We start from the raw sequence: 15,186 nt of genomic DNA, 5'->3' as shown, positions 1-15,186 counted from the left end.
CATGACCATCGAAGTCGTCGCCCTGTTCGCGATCTTGTTTGCGCTGCTGGCCTGCGGCGTCTGGATCGGCCTGACGCTTGCGCTCACCGCGACGCTGCTGCTCGCGATGTTCCGCTCGATCCCGCTCGACAAGCTGCTGCCCCAATACGCCTGGAACATCCTGACCACGCAGGAGCTGCTTGCGCTGCCGCTGTTCATCCTGATGGGCGAGCTCTTGTTTCGCACCCGCCTGTCGCGCTCGCTGTTCCAGGGACTGGCGCCCTGGGCCGGTTTGCTGCCCGGCCGCCTGCTGCATGTGAACGTGATCGGCTGCACCATCTTCGCGGCGATCTCGGGCTCGTCGGCCGCGACCACACAGGTGATCGGCCGCATGTCGCTCAACGAGCTGTTGCGCCGCGGCTATTCGCGCGACATCGCGATCGGCTCGCTCGCCGGCGCCGGCACGCTCGGGTTCCTGCTCCCGCCCTCCAATATCATGATCATCTATGGCGTGCTCGGCGATGTCTCGATCCTGAAGCTGTTCACGGCCGGCGTGCTGCCGGGATTCCTGCTGGCCGCCACCTTCATGGCCTGGGTGATGCTGCATACGAGCCTCAATCCGGGCATGGTGCCGGAAACGGAAGCCAAGCTCTCGCAGGTGCCGTGGAGCGAACGCTTCGCCGCTCTGAAGGATCTCGCCCCGGCGCTGTTCCTGATCGCCTGCGTGCTCGGCTCGATGTATGGCGGCCTCGCGACGCCGTCGGAGGCCGCCGCCGTCGGCGTGCTCGGCGCGGCGCTGGTTGCCTGGGCGCAAGGTGCGATGTCGCAACAGGTGATGCGCGACGTGCTGGTCGGCTCGGTCATCACCTGCTCGATGATCGCGCTGATCGTGCTCGGCGCTTCGATCCTCGGCAATGCCGCAGCCTTCCTCGGCATCCCGCAGGCGGTGGCCGCCTTCGTCAAGGGGCTCGGCCTGTCGCCGTTCATGCTGATCGTGACGCTGATCGTCTTCTATCTCGTTCTCGGGTGCTTTCTCGACGGCTTCTCGATGATCGTGATGACACTGCCGATCGTGCTGCCGATCATCAAGGGTGCCGGCTTCGACGAGGTCTGGTTCGGCGTCTTCCTCGTGCTCGCCGTCGAGATGGCGCAGATCACGCCGCCCGTCGGCTTCAACCTGTTCGTGATCCAGGGGCTGACCGACGACGGTCTCGGCTACATCGCCCGCGTGACGATGCCGTACCTCATGATCATGATCGGCTTCGTGCTTCTGCTGACGCTGTGGCCGGGCATCGTCACGATCCTGCCGAAAGTGCTTTACGGATAAGCCACTTCGCTCCGGGTTTGGCCGATCGAGGTCGAAACGGTCAGTGCCGCTGCCGTTTCAATTCGCTCCGTGCGTCAAAGTCGTCTCCTGCGCGCGTTCCGTGTTTGCACGTCCTGTGATCCGTCGTAAGCTGCAGCGGCAAGCAGAAGTACAACAGCAATCACACCCGTGAACGTGGCTCCTTCGGCGCTATCCGCCGAGAGAGGGGATGTCTGTTGGCGACTCGGTCCGATGGAGGACGATCGACGCGTACTGAACTGCAAATGCCCCCTCGCGGCCGCGCTCACGAAACGCAATCAACAAACACAAGAGCGGGAGGAAGTGCAAATGAGAAAGCAGTGGCTCAGCTCGGCCTTGCCTGCCGTCGTCGTTGCGACACTTGCAGCATCGGCGGCGTCGGCCCAGGCCGTGGATACGGCCCGCATCGAGGCCGCCGGCCAGAACGACTGGCTCACCTATCACGGCTCGTACAAGTCCCACCACTACAGCCCGATCGCGCAGATCAACACGAACAACGTCGCCAATCTGGGCGTGGCCTGGATGCACATCCCCGGGCGATCGACGCGCGGTCTGCAGTCCATGCCACTCGTGGCTGACGGGGTGCTTTATTATTCGGGCTCTTACAGCCGGGTCTTTGCGCTGAATGGCGCGACCGGCGAGGTCATCTGGTCGTTCTTTCCGGAATTGGACGAGGTGCTCATCAGCCGGCAGACCCACTCTCCCTACAACCGCGGCGTAGCTCTCGGTGAAGGCAAGGTCTTCGTCGGCACGATGGATGGACGTGTCTTCGGGCTGGATGCGAAGACGGGAAAGGTCCTCTGGGAGACCAAGCTGATCGACTCGCAGAAGCTCACGGTCGGCTTTACCGGCGCGCCGCTTTACGCGAAGGGGAGCGTGATCATCGGCGCGCAAGGTGGCGAATGGCCGGGCCGCGGCCCGATCTTCGCCCTCGATGCCACGACGGGAAAGAAGAAGTGGGAGTTCCTGACGGTCGCGGGCACCGAAGAGGCCATGAAGACCTGGGGCAACGAGTCCTGGCGCACCGGCGGCGGCGGCGGCTGGATGCCGGGCACCTACGATTCCGAGACCAACACCATCCTGTGGGGCACCGCGAACCCTGCGCCGCTCTACGACTGGTCGGGCGCCGACTACAAGACGCAAGGTGCGCGTCCCGGCGACAATCTCTATACGAGTTCGGTGATCGGCCTCGATATCGATACCGGCAAGCTCAAATTCTATCATCAGGAGCTGCCGCACGACGCCTGGGACTTTGACAGCTCCGTCGGCGAGTTCGTGATGCTCGAGCGCGACGGTCAGAAATACGTGGTCCATCCGAACAAGGGTGGTTTTGTCTTCGTCTACGACCGCAATCTCAAGGTGAAGAACGTCTGGCGGCTGGTCGAGAACATCAACTTCGTCAAGGATATCGACCCCAAGACCGGCGCGCTGATCGGCCGCCGCGATTTCTCGGTCGGGAAAGTCACAGAACCGCCTCTGTGTCCGTTCATCGGCGGCGGCATCAGCTGGAACGCCGGCTCATACAGCCCGAAGACCGGCCTCTACTACAAGATCGGCCAGGAATGGTGCATGACGCTGGACATCCAGAAGACGACACCGATCACGACGCCGCAGGTCCAGCTCAACATCGGCGCCGATTTCAAGATGGCGCCTCCTCCCGGCGGTGAGATCTATGGCCATCTCGACGCGCGCGATCCCATAACGGGAGCGAAGAAATGGGAGGTCCGCTATCCCGAGCCGCCGCTTGGAAGCGTGCTGTCGACGGCGGGCAATCTGGTCTTCGTGCCGGACTCCCGCGGCGTCCTTCACGCCTATGATGCCGAAACCGGAGCCGAGCTGTGGAAGCACAACAACGGCACCGGTCATCAGGGCGGCATCGTCAGCTACTCCGTCGGCGGCAAGCAATATATCGCCGTGACCGCGGGCTTCGGCGGCATGCTGGCTGACGAATATGCGCCGAACTTCGGCGGCGTCTACAAGAGCATGCCACGTGACGACGGCGCGCTCGTCGTCTTCAGCCTGAAATAGTTGCCGCAAACGATCTGCAGGAGCGGGTGCAAGCCCGCTCCTTGCCGTGAACAACGGCCACCTGCTTCAGGAATGGAGTGGACGCGTTGAAGCTGCATTTGAGAACAGTTCCGGTGGGCGCCTCGTTGCTGTGCGCTGCAATGGCTCAAGCACAATCCGCGGCGCCTGCGCCCGAGAATGCGCCGTTCGAGGTCGAGCAGGTGTTCGCGGGGACTTGCGGGTTTTGTCACTCCGACGGCGGCCGGGCTGCCGGCAAGGGGCCGCAACTGATGAATTCGCCGCGCGACGACGACTTCATTCGCAGTCGCATCAAGCTCGGCAAGCAAGGCGCGATGCCGGCATTCGATGGCGCTTTCACCGACGCGCAGATCGACCTGATCGTCAAATACATCCGCGCCTTGAAACCACGCGAAGGCTGAACCAGACCGCGATGCGTCCAGATGAGGGTGTGCAATGAAGGCGATCGTACCGGTCATCGTCGCTGCCGCCATCGGGCTGCCGGGACCGGCACAGGCGCGAGCCCTGGACGCGATCCGCGCGAGCGGTGTGATCGGGCTGTGCGCGCATCCCAACTCGCTTCCCTTTGCCCGCAAGACCGGCGAGCCGCCCGGCTTTCAGGTCGAGCTGGGACAGGTGCTGGCCCGCGAACTCGGTGTGGCGCTGAGGCTCGACTGGATCATCACGCAGTACCAGATGCGCAGCGCCGGCTGTGACATTCTTCTGGACGTCATTGCCGACCGCGACGCGCAGGGCGAAACACGTTTGAGGATTTCGAAACCATATTATCGCACGGGCGTCGCGCTCGCGGTGCCGTCATCCAGCCCGCTCACCTCGTTCAAGAGTCTCAACGAAAGGACCAAGGTGGGAGTGCAGGTCGGATCGATCGCCGCCATGATCATCGGCCAGCGGCGCGTGCCCCTGTCGACGTTCGGCTTCGAGAGCGACAGCCTGGAGGCCGTGTCGAACCGCGAGATCGATGCGGCCGCGGTGACGCCCACCGCGGCCGGCTATTTCAATCTGACGCATCCGGACAATCCGCTCCGGATCCTGGATCGTGATGAGAGCATCGCCGATCTCAACTGGAATGTCGCCGTCGGCATGATCCGCCCGGACGATGCGTTGCGCGAGGCCATCGACCGGGTCCTGGACCGGCTGCGAAGCGACGGCACGATCGATCGGATCTACCGCCGCTATGGGATTGTGCTGCAGGCGCCGAGATAGCCGATTACATGCAACGCACGACGCCGCCCGGGCGAGCCGGGACGGCGTCGCTTGTCTTCCAGCCATTTCCGCTCCGATGAAGTCGGAAACGGCGACTCCGGATTCCCGTCTTGGCTGCTTCCGTTACGCCGCGGCCTTCTTCCGCGCGAGCTCGGCCTTGTACAACTCGAACTCCTCCGCGATCGCCCTGGCGATCGACGGGCGCTGGCGCAGGCGTTCGTAGTAGGCCTTCACGTTCGGCCATTTCGCTAGCTCGATCGGCGGCGTCGCCATGGTCCAGTTGATGATCGTGACGAGATAGGCATCCGCCACGCTGAAATGGTCGAGCAGGAAATCGCGGCCCTTCAGATGGTTGTCGAGATAGTTGAGCCGCGACAGGTTCTTTTCCAGCGCGTAGGCTTTGGTTTCCTGCGGCGCCTTGCGGTCGAGCAGGGGAAGGAACAGGCCCTTGTGCAGCTCGGTGCCCACGAAGCAGAGCCATTGATGCAGCCGGGTGCGCTCGATGCCGGCGGCGGCACCGAGGCCGGATTGCGGAAAGCGGTCGGCGACATATTGCAGGATCGCGGCGTTCTCGGTCAGCACCACGCCCTCATCGGTGCGTAGCGTCGGCACCAGGCCGATCGGATTGACGGCCCGGAAGTCGGAGCCGTCGCTCAGCACTGTCTTGGTCGGCGGATCGACTTCGAGATAGTTCGCGTCGGCGCCGGCTTCGTAGAGCGCGATGCGTGTCGCCATCGAGCAGGCGAGCGGCGAGAAATAGAGATCCATCTGTAGCCTCCTTGGGCAATTTCTCTTTGCGTGTTGCTCAACCTGGCCAGATTGATTTTTGTACCATCTTGCATAATATGGATGCGGTCAAGGATTAATTTGCGAAATGGTACAAAAACCAAAGCCGCCCGCAGGTGCCAATCAGCCCAAGCGCCGCGGCCGTCCCCGCGCCTACGAGCCCGATATCGCGCTCGGCAAGGCGCTCGATCTGTTCCGCAGGCAGGGCTTTGCCGCGACCTCGCTCGACGATCTCAGCGAGGCCACCGGCATGAATCGCCCGAGCCTCTACGGCGCCTTCGGCGACAAGCGCGAGCTCTACATCAAGAGCTACCAGCGCTACCGTGAGGAAGCGCGGGCCTCCATGGCCGCGATCTTTCGCGAGGAAATGCCGCTGCGCCAACGCCTGGAGCGAATCTTCGCCTCCGCGCTGAACATCTATCTCTCCGGCGAGACCGGCCCTCGTGGCTGTTTCACGGTGGTGACGGCGGCGTCCGAGGCGGTGAGCGATCCCGAGATCCGCGCCATGGTGCTCGACGGACTCACCGAGCTCGACAAGGCTTTTGCCGGCTGCTTCCGCCGTGCCAAGGAGAAGGGCGAGTTGCCGGAGAGCGCCGATCCGGCCGTGATGGCGCAGATCGCATCAGCTACCGTGCACTCCATCGCCGTCCGTTCGCGCGCCCGCGTTCCGCGTAAGGAGCTGGAGGCGATCGTGAAGGGCGCGATCGATATGATGGTCGGCGCGAAAGCGTAGGCTGCCGTCGCGGGCAGGCGGAGATGCCGAGCCTGAAGCGCCAGCGCTGGCGAAATCCAGGGGCTTAGTAGCCCCTTGCCCGATCCACCACATTCTCCAGCGCTCCGCCGGCCTCGAACCGTCCGATCTGCTCGGCGACATAGGCCGAGATCGCGTCCGCGTCGGTGTCGGCCGCGTTGTGCGGCGTCAACACCACCTTGGGGTGGGTCCAGAAGCGGCTGTCCGCCGGCTGCGGCTCCTGCACGAAGACATCGAGCGAGGCGGCGCCCAGCGTGCCGTCGTCGAGGCAGGCCAGGATATCGGCTTCGTTCTGAAGGCCGCCGCGGCCGGCATTGATCAGCACGGGCGCGCCGAGCGGGCTGTTGCGGTTGAGCTTTGTGAAGACGTCGCGGTTGAGGATGCCGTTTGTGTCAGGCGTCAGCGGCAGCAGGCAGACCAGGATGTCGGTCGTGCGCAGGAAGGCATCGATCTGCGCGGTACCGTGGAAGCACGCGACACCGTCGATCGTCCGCGGGCTGCGGCTCCAGCCGGCGACGCGGAAGCCGAGCCGCCGCAGCACATCGGCCGCATCGGCTCCCAGCGTGCCCAATCCCATGACGCCGACGGTGATCGCGCTCGCCGGCCATTGATATTTCGGCTCCCAGCGTTTCTCGCGCTGCGATTGCCTGAGGTAAAGCTCCTGGCGGTGGTGCATCAGCACGTGCAGCACGACATACTCGGTCATGCGATTGGTGAGATCGGGCACGGCGACGCGCACCAGCGGCACGTCGGGCAGGCTCTTGTCCGCCATCAGCGCATCGACGCCGGCGCCGAGATTGAAGATCGCGCGGAGATTGGGGAACGCGCCGAGATCGCCCGGCACCGGCTTCCACACCGCGGCATAGTGCACCTCCGCCGGATCGAGCCCGGCATCCGGCAGCAGCACCACGCGACGGTCGCCGCAGACCGCTTCGAACCGGGCCTTCCAGCGCTCTGGCAGCCAGTTCTGCTGCGTGCTGTTGATCAGGACGGCCAGTGTACCCAGGGTCATTCGAGGTGCCTCGTCGGTTCCGTTTGAGAAGGCCCTCCTTGGCACGATCTGCCGGATTTTTCTTGCAAATTTTTTCCGCAGCCATGTCGGCGCGGGGCATATTGGCGCGTCTTTGAAACAGACGAGGAAAGTGTCGCCCATGCTTTACGCCATTCTTTGCTATCACGATGAGGATTTCGTCGGCTCCTGGAGCAAGGAGCAGGACGAGGCCGTGATGAAGAAGCTCGCCGTGGTGCAGGAGAAGCTCACCAGGCAGGGCCGGCTCGGACCGGTGGCGCGACTGCTGCCGACGACCGCGGCGGCGACCCTGCGCAAGGAGGACCCGCCTCTGGTGCTCGACGGACCCTATGCCGAGACCAAGGAGCAGTTGCTCGGCTTCTACATCGTCGACTGCAAGAATCTCGACGATGCGCTCGACGTCGCGCGCGAGCTGGGCTCTGCCAATCCGGGCGGCGCCTACGAGGTGCGTCCCGTCGGGGTGTTCCGGCCCGGAGGAAACCTGACGTGAGCGAGGCCGATACCGCCTGGATCGAGACTGCGCTGACCTCGGCGCGACCCCAGGCTGTCGGCGCGCTGCTGCGCTATTTCCGCGATCTCGACACCGCCGAGGAGGCCTTTCAGAACGCCTGTCTGCGCGCGCTCAAGTCATGGCCGCAGAATGGACCGCCGCGCGATCCCGCCGCCTGGCTGATCATGGTCGGCCGCAACGCCGCGATCGACGAGGTGCGCCGCGCCCGCAAGCAGCAGCCGCTGCCGGAGGACGACCAGGCCATCTCCGATCTCGATGATGCCGAGGGGGCGGTGGCCGAGCGGCTCGACGGCTCGCACTATCGCGACGACATTCTGCGGCTGATGTTCATCTGCTGCCATCCCCAGCTGCCGGCGACGCAGCAGATCGCGCTGGCGCTCCGCATCGTCTCGGGCCTCACGGTGAAGCAGATCGCACGGGCGTTCCTGGTCTCGGAAGCCGCGATGGAGCAGCGCATCACGCGCGCCAAGGCGAAGGTCGCCGAGGCCGGGACGCCGTTCGAGACGCCCGGCGCGGTCGAGCGTTCCGAACGGCTCGCCGGCGTCGCCGCGATGATTTACCTGATCTTCAACGAGGGTTATTCGGCGAGCGGCGACGCCGCCGAGATCAGGAAGCCGCTCTGCGAAGAGGCGATCCGGCTGGCGCGGCTGCTGCTGCGGCTGTTTCAGAGCGAGCCGGAGATCATGGGCCTGACGGCGCTGATCCTGCTGCAACATGCGCGCAGCGCCGCCCGCTTTGCCGAGGACGGATCGCTGATCCTGCTGGACGATCAGGATCGTTCGCTGTGGAACGGCACCATGATCGCGGAAGGCCTCGCGCTGATCGACAAGGCGATGCGTCACCACCGCAGCGGTCCTTATCAGATCCAGGCCGCGATCGCCGCGCTGCATGCGCGGGCAGCGACGCCGGAGGAGACCGACTGGACGCAGATCGATCTGCTCTATGGCGCTCTGGAAGTGGTGCAGCCGTCACCGGTGGTGACGCTCAATCGCGCGGTCGCGGTCGCCAAGGTGCGCGGGCCGCAGGCCGCGCTCGATCTGATCGAGCCGCTGGCGCCGAAGCTCGCCAACTATTTCCATTTCTACGGCGTGCGCGGCGCCTTCCTGATGCAACTCGGCCGCAACGACGAGGCCCGCGTCGCCTTCGACCGCGCCATCGCGCTCGCCAATACGTCGGCCGAAGCCGCCCACATCCGCATGCATCTCGATCGCCTGATCCGGGACAGCCAGCCGAAGGCAAAGGAAAGCGCGAAGGCGAAGTGACGCGGGACGCGTCATTCCGGGATGGTCCGAAGGACCAGACCCGGAATCTCGAGATTCTCCGGTGCGCGATTGCGCACCGGAGTTCGGTCCTTCGGACCGCCCCGGAATGACGATCAAAAAACGTTCAGTTGATTGTCGGATCCCGCCGTTCGCGTTCGTCCTTTGCGCGTATCACCGGGAGTTGTCGATGCTGAAAGCCATTGCCATCGTCGCCGTCGTGCTAGCCATCGGGCTTGCGGGCATCCTCGTCTTCGCCCTGACCAAGCCCGACACGTTCCGCGTCGAGCGCAGTCTCGCCGTGAAAGCTCCGGCCGACGCGATCTATCCGCTGGTTGCTGATTTCCATCGCTGGACCGCCTGGTCGCCCTATGAGGAGCGCGATCCCGCCATGAAGCGGACGTTCGGCGGAACCGCGGCGGGAAAGGGTGCGACCTATGCCTGGGACGGCAACAACAATGTCGGTGCCGGCCACATGGAGATCCTGGAGGCGAACGGGCCCTCCAAGCTCCGCATCAAGCTCGATTTCGAACGGCCGTTCGAAGGGCACAACATCGCAGAATTCACCTTTGTGCCGCAAGGCGATGCCACTCTGGTCACGTGGGCGATGTACGGTCCGGCCCCATTCCTGTCCAAGGTCATGCAGGTGTTCGTCAACATGGACAACATGATCGGCAAGGATTTCGAGGCAGGCCTCGCCGGCCTGAAGAGGCTCACCGAGAAGCAATAAACCTCACTGCAAGCGAAGAGGAGCGAGACGATGCTTAATCCCTATCTGTTCTATCAGGACACTTGCGAAGCGGCGTTCAACTATTACGCCAAGGTTCTCGGCGGCAAGATCGATGCGATGATGCGGTCATCGGACGCGCCGCCGGACGTGCCGGCCGCTCCCGGCCGCGAGAAGATGATCATGCATGCACGGATGTCGCTGCCCGACGGCAGTGTGCTGATGGCCTCCGACGCGCCGGCCGAGCACTTTCACAAGCCGCAGGGCTTTTCGATCTCGCTCACAGTCAAGGATCCCGCAGACGGCGAGCGCAAGTTCAACGCGCTCGCCGACGGCGGCTCGGTCACCATGCCCTTCAGCAAGACATTCTGGGCCAAGGGCTTTGGCATGTGCGTCGACAAGTTCGGCATTCCCTGGATGGTGAACTGCCCGGCGGAGGGGATGTGACGGGCGCGACCGCGCCCACGTTCCGTTGAGTTGCGATCCTCTCTCTCCAATGCTGCGGGAGAGGGGACACGCATGGATTCCTTACGTCACGCACCGAGCGGCCGTGTTCTCTCACCGGATTGATCCGGTGACGTTCTCGCTCGGCGACGACTCCACGCAGCGAGGGCAGATCAGGAGCTTGGTGCCGAGCCGTCTGTCGTTCTCCGCTTGTATTTCGTCATGGACCACCCACCACGCCTGGGAATAGGGCTGCAAGGTGCCGAGCACGCGTTCCCGCTCCTGATTGGGATCCGGCGCCGGGGGCACGGGATTTGCCACGCGCCGCTTCGCGACGTGAGGACGGTTCGGATCCTTGCCAAGACCATCCCACGCGATGGGGCGACGTTCCTGCGCTGAAGCGCCTGCGCAAGCAATCAGCGCTGTGCAAAAACTGAGCAGGATGAAGCTGTATCGAATCATGCCGGGGCCTTTGCTGCGTAAGCGACGCGCAATCCGCGTGAACACTTCGCGTCACGTCAATCTAATGGAACTCAACGCAAACGGACCAGCCGGCATGGCCGAATACGAATCAGAATTTTACATCACTTTGCGCGCGGAGTGAGGCCGCTTCGTGAAGCCGACTGCACCGCACAACAATTGGCGCAATATTGGGCTGTGATCTGCACAACAGAATCGCTAACTTTGCTTCATAAAATCTAAAAAGCAGGGCGGGGCGACTTAGAAGGGGAGCGACCGATGGCGGCGGCGCTGCAGATCAACTTTGCTCTTTGGGGAATGGTCATTTGCGTGAGCATGAAGCTCGCGCCGGTGGTCCAGACTTTGTTCTAAGGCATGATCCGGAAAAGTGCGCGGCGGTTTTCCGAAAGATCATACTCAAACAACAACCTAAATCGCGACAACGATTCATCCTGATCGCATCGCGCTTTTGATCGCGAGCTCTCTGACGACATTGTGCCGCGGCTTTCGACGATGGTCGTCAGTGCCGGTCGCGGTTGATCGCGAGACTATGAACGACGACTTCGTCACCGACATCGCGGATAGATCGCGGCGAGGTCGCGCCCCTTCAACAGCAGCAGCCGTGAGCTCAGGCCGCCGCGGCGGCTGATCCAGTCGCGCACCGGGCCGGGATAGGCGGCAAGCACCGCGACCGATGCTTCCGGCTCGGCATAGAAGCGCCCGCGTCGGTCCACGGAGCGCGCGGCGTGGAAGCCCAGCACCGCGCGCTTGGTGACGCAGATGCGCTCGCCCGGCACGATGCTCAGCACCAGCGTGCAGGCGGACAGGCAGGGGCCGTCGATCACGACGCGTTCGCCGCTCTCGCGCACTTTCTCAAACAGATCGAGGAACGGCCCGACCTGTCCACCCGGCGACTGGATGATGCGGATCTCGGCCGCCGCGGGCGTGACGCCGAGCAGCGCGGATGCAAGCATCAGGGCTTTGAGGAAGGCGATGCGTCGCATGAAGCTCTCCACCAACTCGCTTTCGTAGGGTGGGTCAGTCGACGGCTGCGCGAAGCGCAGTCCGTTGGCGTAACCCACCATCTTTCTCGCCGCGTGAAAAGAGGTGGGTTACGCCCCGCGGCCGCGCTTCGCGCAGCCGCAGGGCTAACCCACCCTACGAGATCCTACCCGTTCCGTCGTTGTCCGCGGAGCGTTGGCAGGCCGATCCCCGCCGCATCGAAGCCGCCATCAACGGCCAAAATTTGTCCGGTGATATAGCTCGCGCGGCCTGAGCACAGGAAATAGATTGCTTCCGCGAGCTCCTCTTCCAGGCCGTAGCGGTTGAGCGGAATGGCGTCGTGATAGTCGGCGCGGATTTCCTTGGTGTGAACCTGCTTCGCCATCGCGGTGTCGACCGGCCCCGGCGCAACCGCATTGACACGGATGTTGAGGGAGGCGAGTTCGACCGCGAGCTGCTTGGTGAGGTGCGCAAGGCCCGCCTTGCTGGTGCCGTAGGCCGAGCGCAGCGTCGAGGCGCGCACCGCCGAGATCGAGGTGATGTTGACGATGGCGCCGCCATGGCCCTCGCGCATCAAGGGCACCGCCGCCTTGGTGCAGAGGAACGGCCCGGTGAGGTTGACCTCGAGCACGCGGCGCCAGTCAGCGTCGGACGTCTCCATCAGTGGTGCGAACACCGCGATGCCGGCATTGTTGACGAGGGCATCCAGCCGGCCGAACCGGCTCTCGACCGCCGCTATCGCATCGCTCACGGCAGCTCCGTCCGAAACGTCGCAGGTCAGCGCCAGCGTCGCCTCGCTCTTGCCGATTTCGGCGACCGCGCGGCTCAGCAACTCGCCCTCGATGTCGAGCAGCGCCACGCGCCAGCCTTCGGCCAGGAATTTCTTCGCGGTCGCAAGCCCGATGCCGCGTGCGGCTCCGGTGACGAGGGCGACTTTTTGCTGGGCTTGCGGCATTGGCTGATCTGTCCTGTGTCGGGAGGGGCGCGCGAGCGCCGGCCCCTTTTACTTCGCTTTGGTTCCGGCACGAAAGGCCCGCGCCATGCCTATCGAGCCCAATTGGGCTCCGAATGCCCCCTGCCGCAGTCGCGCTTGCGCGCCTCCAAATAATTCCTGTCCCGCTGTCGGCTCGGCAGAAGGTCGTTCGTCTTGGAGGGGAGCGCGGGCCAGCTGTTTCCGCCCTCGGGACAGACAGAATGACTGCGAGCAGCGAGGAAGTTCCATGCGGTTCATGATGCTGATGATCCCGCTCGGCTACGAGAACGCACCGCCGGACGTTCAACTCGATCCCGAACGTGTCGCGGCGATGATGCGCTACAATGAGGCGCTGAAGGATGCCGGCGTGCTGATCACGCTCGACGGCCTGCATCCGCCATCGATGGGCGCGCGCGTCTCGTTTGCGACCGGCAAGCCCATGGTCACCGACGGCCCCTTCACTGAAGCCAAGGAAGTGCTGGGCGGTTACTGGATGATCGAGGTCGCCTCGCGCGAGGAAGCGATCGCCTGGGCGAAGAAGTGCCCGGCCTCGGCCAACGAAATCATCGAGATTCGGCAGGTGCAGGAGGTGACCGACTATTCGCTTGAAGTGCAGGAGGTCGTGGCCGGGTTTGGCGACCTCAAGAAGTAGACGACAGCCGCGACCGTTTTCCGATCAACCAACCAGAGGAGATATCCATGAGCGCCGAACATACATTTCTCGCCGTCTATCTCGGCAGCACCACCGGTGCCAAGATGGCGGCCTGGCGCGCCCTGCCGGAGGCCGAACGGAAGACTAGGGAGCAGGAGGGCATGGCTGCCTGGCACGGCTGGGTCGAGAAGCACAAGTCCGTCATCGTCGAGATCGGCGGCCCGCTCGGCAAGACCCGCAGGATCGACGCGAGCGGCGTCACGGAGGTCAGCAATGCGCTGACCGGCTTCACGGTGGTACGCGCCGCCTCGCAGGAGGAAGCTGCCAAACTGTTCGAGAACCATCCGCATTTTGCGATCTTTCCGGGCGAGGCGATCGAAGTGATGCCCATTCTGCCCATTCCGCAGATGTAGCTTCGGTGCGAGTCCGTTCCGGGCTCGATGCCGACGCACCGGCCCGGCATGGCCGTGGAAGTACGGGGTTAATCCTGCCTCATCGCCGCTAGTGACCTTCACGCCCGGCTCATGTAAAGGTCGTTCACATGAGCTGGCGCAAGGAGCAGCGCCGCGCCGAGCGCGGCTATCACCACGGCAATCTGAAGGAAGCCTTGTTGCAGGCCGCTCTCGGGCTGATCGCCGAGAAGGGGGCGGCCGGCTTCACCTTCGCCGATGCCGCGCGCATGGCCGGCGTCAGCGCCGCGGCGCCTTATCGGCATTTCCGCGATCGCGACGAGCTGCTGTCCTCGATCGCCCAGCGCGGTTTCGAGCAGTTCGAGGCGCGCCTGAGCGCGGCTTGGGACGACGGGCGCCCCGACACGGTCACGGCCTTCGAGCGTGTCGGCAAGGCCTATCTCGCCTTCGCCCGCGAGGAGCCGGCCTTCTACAACGCGATGTTCGAATCGGGCGTGCCGGTCGATGCCAATGCCGCGCTTCAGACCGCCAGCGAACGCGCCTTCAACATCATTCGAGCCGCCGCCGAGCGGCTCGCGGCGCTGACACCGCCCGGCACGCCCCGCCCGCCGGCGATGATGATGGCGCTGCACATCTGGTCGATGGCGCATGGCGTGGCCTCGCTGTTCTCCCGCGGCGATGCCGCGCGTCGCAAATTGCCGATGTCGCCGGACGAGCTGCTGGAGGCCGAGGTGCTGATCTATCTGCGCGGCCTCGGCTTCCCGATCGACCGCCGCCCTCCGGCCAAGGGCGCCGAGCCGCCGCCGGTACCGCCGGAGGCTTCCTCCGGTTCGGGCGTGCCGCCGGGCGGCCCCTGGGGCAAGGCGAAATAAAGTTGCGCAAATAATTCCGCGGGCCTGTCAGGCGCTCGGCTTGACAAAATCGCGGGATGGTTTAGCTATGTAAATGTTATTTACATTCACAACGGCGCAGGTGCCGTGATGGAGATGGGAAATGGCCTACACCGCTGATGTCAATCGATGGCGCGGCCCTTCGGACCAATACCAACAGTACGAGCGTCCCCGCATGCTGGATACGCCCTGGCATCCCGGCTGGATTGCCGTAACCATCCTCGGCTTCATCATCTGGTGGCCGATCGGACTTGCCCTTCTCTTTTTCACACTCGGGAGCAGAAGAATGTCGTGCTGGAGCCACCAGGATCGCTGGCAGAACAAGATGGAGCGGATGCAGTACAGGATGGATCGCATGCGCGACCGCATGGAGCGCCGCGGCTTCGGCTTTGGCTTCGGCCCGCCGTCCTCCGGCAACCGCGCCTTCGACGAATATCGCACCGAGACGCTGCAGCGCCTCGAGGAAGAGCAGCGCGAGTTCAAGGATTTCCTGACCCGTCTGCGTCACGCCAAGGACAAGGAAGAGTTCGACCAGTTCATGGCGCAGCACAAGACGCGTCCGACCCCGCCGCCCACCGACCAGCAGCAGGGCTGACATCCAAGCCTGACGCCTCTCAAAGCCTTCAGGCGCATGCCCCCAAAGTCCTGATGGCCCCGAGCCGCCCGTTTGCGCAACCCGCAGGCGGGCGGTTTGGCTTCGACGTGTTCGCCCTAGCGCG

At 64.2% G+C, this 15,186-nt stretch carries 18 protein-coding genes; 13 read left to right on the top strand and 5 right to left on the bottom strand.

What is annotated here, in order from left to right; all coding sequences use genetic code 11:
• Nucleotide 1: 1 nt before the first annotated feature.
• From EDE08_RS34405 to EDE08_RS34390, 4 genes are all read left to right on the top strand, one after another.
• Complete coding sequence (locus EDE08_RS34405) at nt 2-1,306, top strand: TRAP transporter large permease (protein WP_131873862.1); 1,305 nt, start codon at nt 2-4, stop codon at nt 1,304-1,306.
• Between the two features lie 327 nt (nt 1,307-1,633).
• Nucleotides 1,634-3,352 (top strand): pyrroloquinoline quinone-dependent dehydrogenase, encoded by a 1,719-nt coding sequence (locus EDE08_RS34400; protein ID WP_131873864.1) that lies wholly within the window; start codon nt 1,634-1,636, stop codon nt 3,350-3,352.
• Between the two features lie 140 nt (nt 3,353-3,492).
• On the top strand, nt 3,493-3,771 hold the full coding sequence (locus EDE08_RS34395; protein WP_082822104.1) for a c-type cytochrome: 279 nt from the start codon (nt 3,493-3,495) through the stop codon (nt 3,769-3,771).
• 34 nt (nt 3,772-3,805) lie between these two features.
• Nucleotides 3,806-4,573 carry a substrate-binding periplasmic protein gene (locus EDE08_RS34390; RefSeq protein ID WP_131873866.1) on the top strand — a complete coding sequence of 256 codons (768 nt, stop codon included), beginning with the start codon at nt 3,806-3,808 and terminating at the stop codon, nt 4,571-4,573.
• A gap of 123 nt (nt 4,574-4,696) precedes the next feature.
• Here EDE08_RS34390 and EDE08_RS34385 read toward each other — a convergent pair whose 3' ends face one another.
• A complete protein-coding gene (locus EDE08_RS34385; protein WP_131873868.1) occupies nt 4,697-5,341 on the bottom strand; it encodes a glutathione binding-like protein in 645 nt (214 codons plus the stop codon).
• A 106-nt stretch (nt 5,342-5,447) separates the two neighbouring features.
• On the opposite strand from EDE08_RS34385, the gene EDE08_RS34380 reads away from it, so the two are divergent.
• Nucleotides 5,448-6,092 carry a TetR/AcrR family transcriptional regulator gene (locus EDE08_RS34380; RefSeq protein WP_131873870.1) on the top strand — a complete coding sequence of 215 codons (645 nt, stop codon included), beginning with the start codon at nt 5,448-5,450 and terminating at the stop codon, nt 6,090-6,092.
• Between the two features lie 64 nt (nt 6,093-6,156).
• Here EDE08_RS34380 and EDE08_RS34375 read toward each other — a convergent pair whose 3' ends face one another.
• Nucleotides 6,157-7,122 carry a 2-hydroxyacid dehydrogenase gene (locus EDE08_RS34375; RefSeq protein WP_131873872.1) on the bottom strand — a complete coding sequence of 322 codons (966 nt, stop codon included), beginning with the start codon at nt 7,120-7,122 and terminating at the stop codon, nt 6,157-6,159.
• 139 nt (nt 7,123-7,261) lie between these two features.
• On the opposite strand from EDE08_RS34375, the gene EDE08_RS34370 reads away from it, so the two are divergent.
• The 4 genes from EDE08_RS34370 to EDE08_RS34350 all read left to right on the top strand — a co-directional run bounded on the left by EDE08_RS34370 (nt 7,262) and on the right by EDE08_RS34350 (nt 10,084).
• On the top strand, nt 7,262-7,630 hold the full coding sequence (locus tag EDE08_RS34370) for a YciI family protein (protein ID WP_131873874.1): 369 nt from the start codon (nt 7,262-7,264) through the stop codon (nt 7,628-7,630).
• A complete protein-coding gene (locus EDE08_RS34365; RefSeq protein WP_131873876.1) occupies nt 7,627-8,913 on the top strand; it encodes an RNA polymerase sigma factor in 1,287 nt (428 codons plus the stop codon). The genes EDE08_RS34370 and EDE08_RS34365 overlap by 4 nt, the downstream gene beginning before the upstream one ends.
• Before the next feature lie 187 nt (nt 8,914-9,100).
• Nucleotides 9,101-9,640 carry an SRPBCC family protein gene (locus EDE08_RS34355; RefSeq protein ID WP_131873878.1) on the top strand — a complete coding sequence of 180 codons (540 nt, stop codon included), beginning with the start codon at nt 9,101-9,103 and terminating at the stop codon, nt 9,638-9,640.
• 30 nt (nt 9,641-9,670) lie between these two features.
• On the top strand, nt 9,671-10,084 hold the full coding sequence (locus EDE08_RS34350) for a VOC family protein (protein WP_028179006.1): 414 nt from the start codon (nt 9,671-9,673) through the stop codon (nt 10,082-10,084).
• Nucleotides 10,085-10,195: 111 nt separating this feature from the next.
• Here EDE08_RS34350 and EDE08_RS34345 read toward each other — a convergent pair whose 3' ends face one another.
• The 3 genes from EDE08_RS34345 to EDE08_RS34335 all read right to left on the bottom strand — a co-directional run bounded on the left by EDE08_RS34345 (nt 10,196) and on the right by EDE08_RS34335 (nt 12,497).
• Nucleotides 10,196-10,543, bottom strand: a complete 348-nt coding sequence (locus EDE08_RS34345) for a hypothetical protein (protein WP_131873880.1) — start codon at nt 10,541-10,543, stop codon at nt 10,196-10,198.
• Between the two features lie 563 nt (nt 10,544-11,106).
• Nucleotides 11,107-11,544: a hypothetical protein gene (locus EDE08_RS34340; RefSeq protein ID WP_131873882.1), complete on the bottom strand. Its 438-nt coding sequence runs from the start codon at nt 11,542-11,544 to the stop codon at nt 11,107-11,109.
• A 164-nt stretch (nt 11,545-11,708) separates the two neighbouring features.
• Nucleotides 11,709-12,497 (bottom strand): SDR family NAD(P)-dependent oxidoreductase, encoded by a 789-nt coding sequence (locus EDE08_RS34335; protein ID WP_131873884.1) that lies wholly within the window; start codon nt 12,495-12,497, stop codon nt 11,709-11,711.
• 265 nt (nt 12,498-12,762) lie between these two features.
• Between EDE08_RS34335 and EDE08_RS34330 the strand changes: the two genes are divergently transcribed.
• The 4 genes from EDE08_RS34330 to EDE08_RS34315 all read left to right on the top strand — a co-directional run bounded on the left by EDE08_RS34330 (nt 12,763) and on the right by EDE08_RS34315 (nt 15,062).
• Nucleotides 12,763-13,167 carry a YciI family protein gene (locus tag EDE08_RS34330; protein WP_131873886.1) on the top strand — a complete coding sequence of 135 codons (405 nt, stop codon included), beginning with the start codon at nt 12,763-12,765 and terminating at the stop codon, nt 13,165-13,167.
• Nucleotides 13,168-13,214: 47 nt separating this feature from the next.
• On the top strand, nt 13,215-13,580 hold the full coding sequence (locus tag EDE08_RS34325; RefSeq protein WP_131873888.1) for a YciI family protein: 366 nt from the start codon (nt 13,215-13,217) through the stop codon (nt 13,578-13,580).
• A 128-nt stretch (nt 13,581-13,708) separates the two neighbouring features.
• Entirely contained in the window at nt 13,709-14,449 is a 741-nt protein-coding gene (locus EDE08_RS34320) for a TetR/AcrR family transcriptional regulator (RefSeq protein ID WP_131873890.1), read from the top strand.
• A gap of 121 nt (nt 14,450-14,570) precedes the next feature.
• The gene (locus tag EDE08_RS34315; RefSeq protein ID WP_131873892.1) at nt 14,571-15,062 is read left to right on the top strand and encodes a DUF2852 domain-containing protein; all 492 of its coding nucleotides are present in this window, start codon (nt 14,571-14,573) and stop codon (nt 15,060-15,062) included.
• Nucleotides 15,063-15,186 lie beyond the last annotated feature (124 nt).

It is taken from the genome of Bradyrhizobium sp. R2.2-H (assembly GCF_004346455.1).
Lineage (GTDB): Bacteria > Pseudomonadota > Alphaproteobacteria > Rhizobiales > Xanthobacteraceae > Bradyrhizobium > Bradyrhizobium diversitatis.
This window is presented reverse-complemented; position numbering and strand designations above follow the sequence as displayed.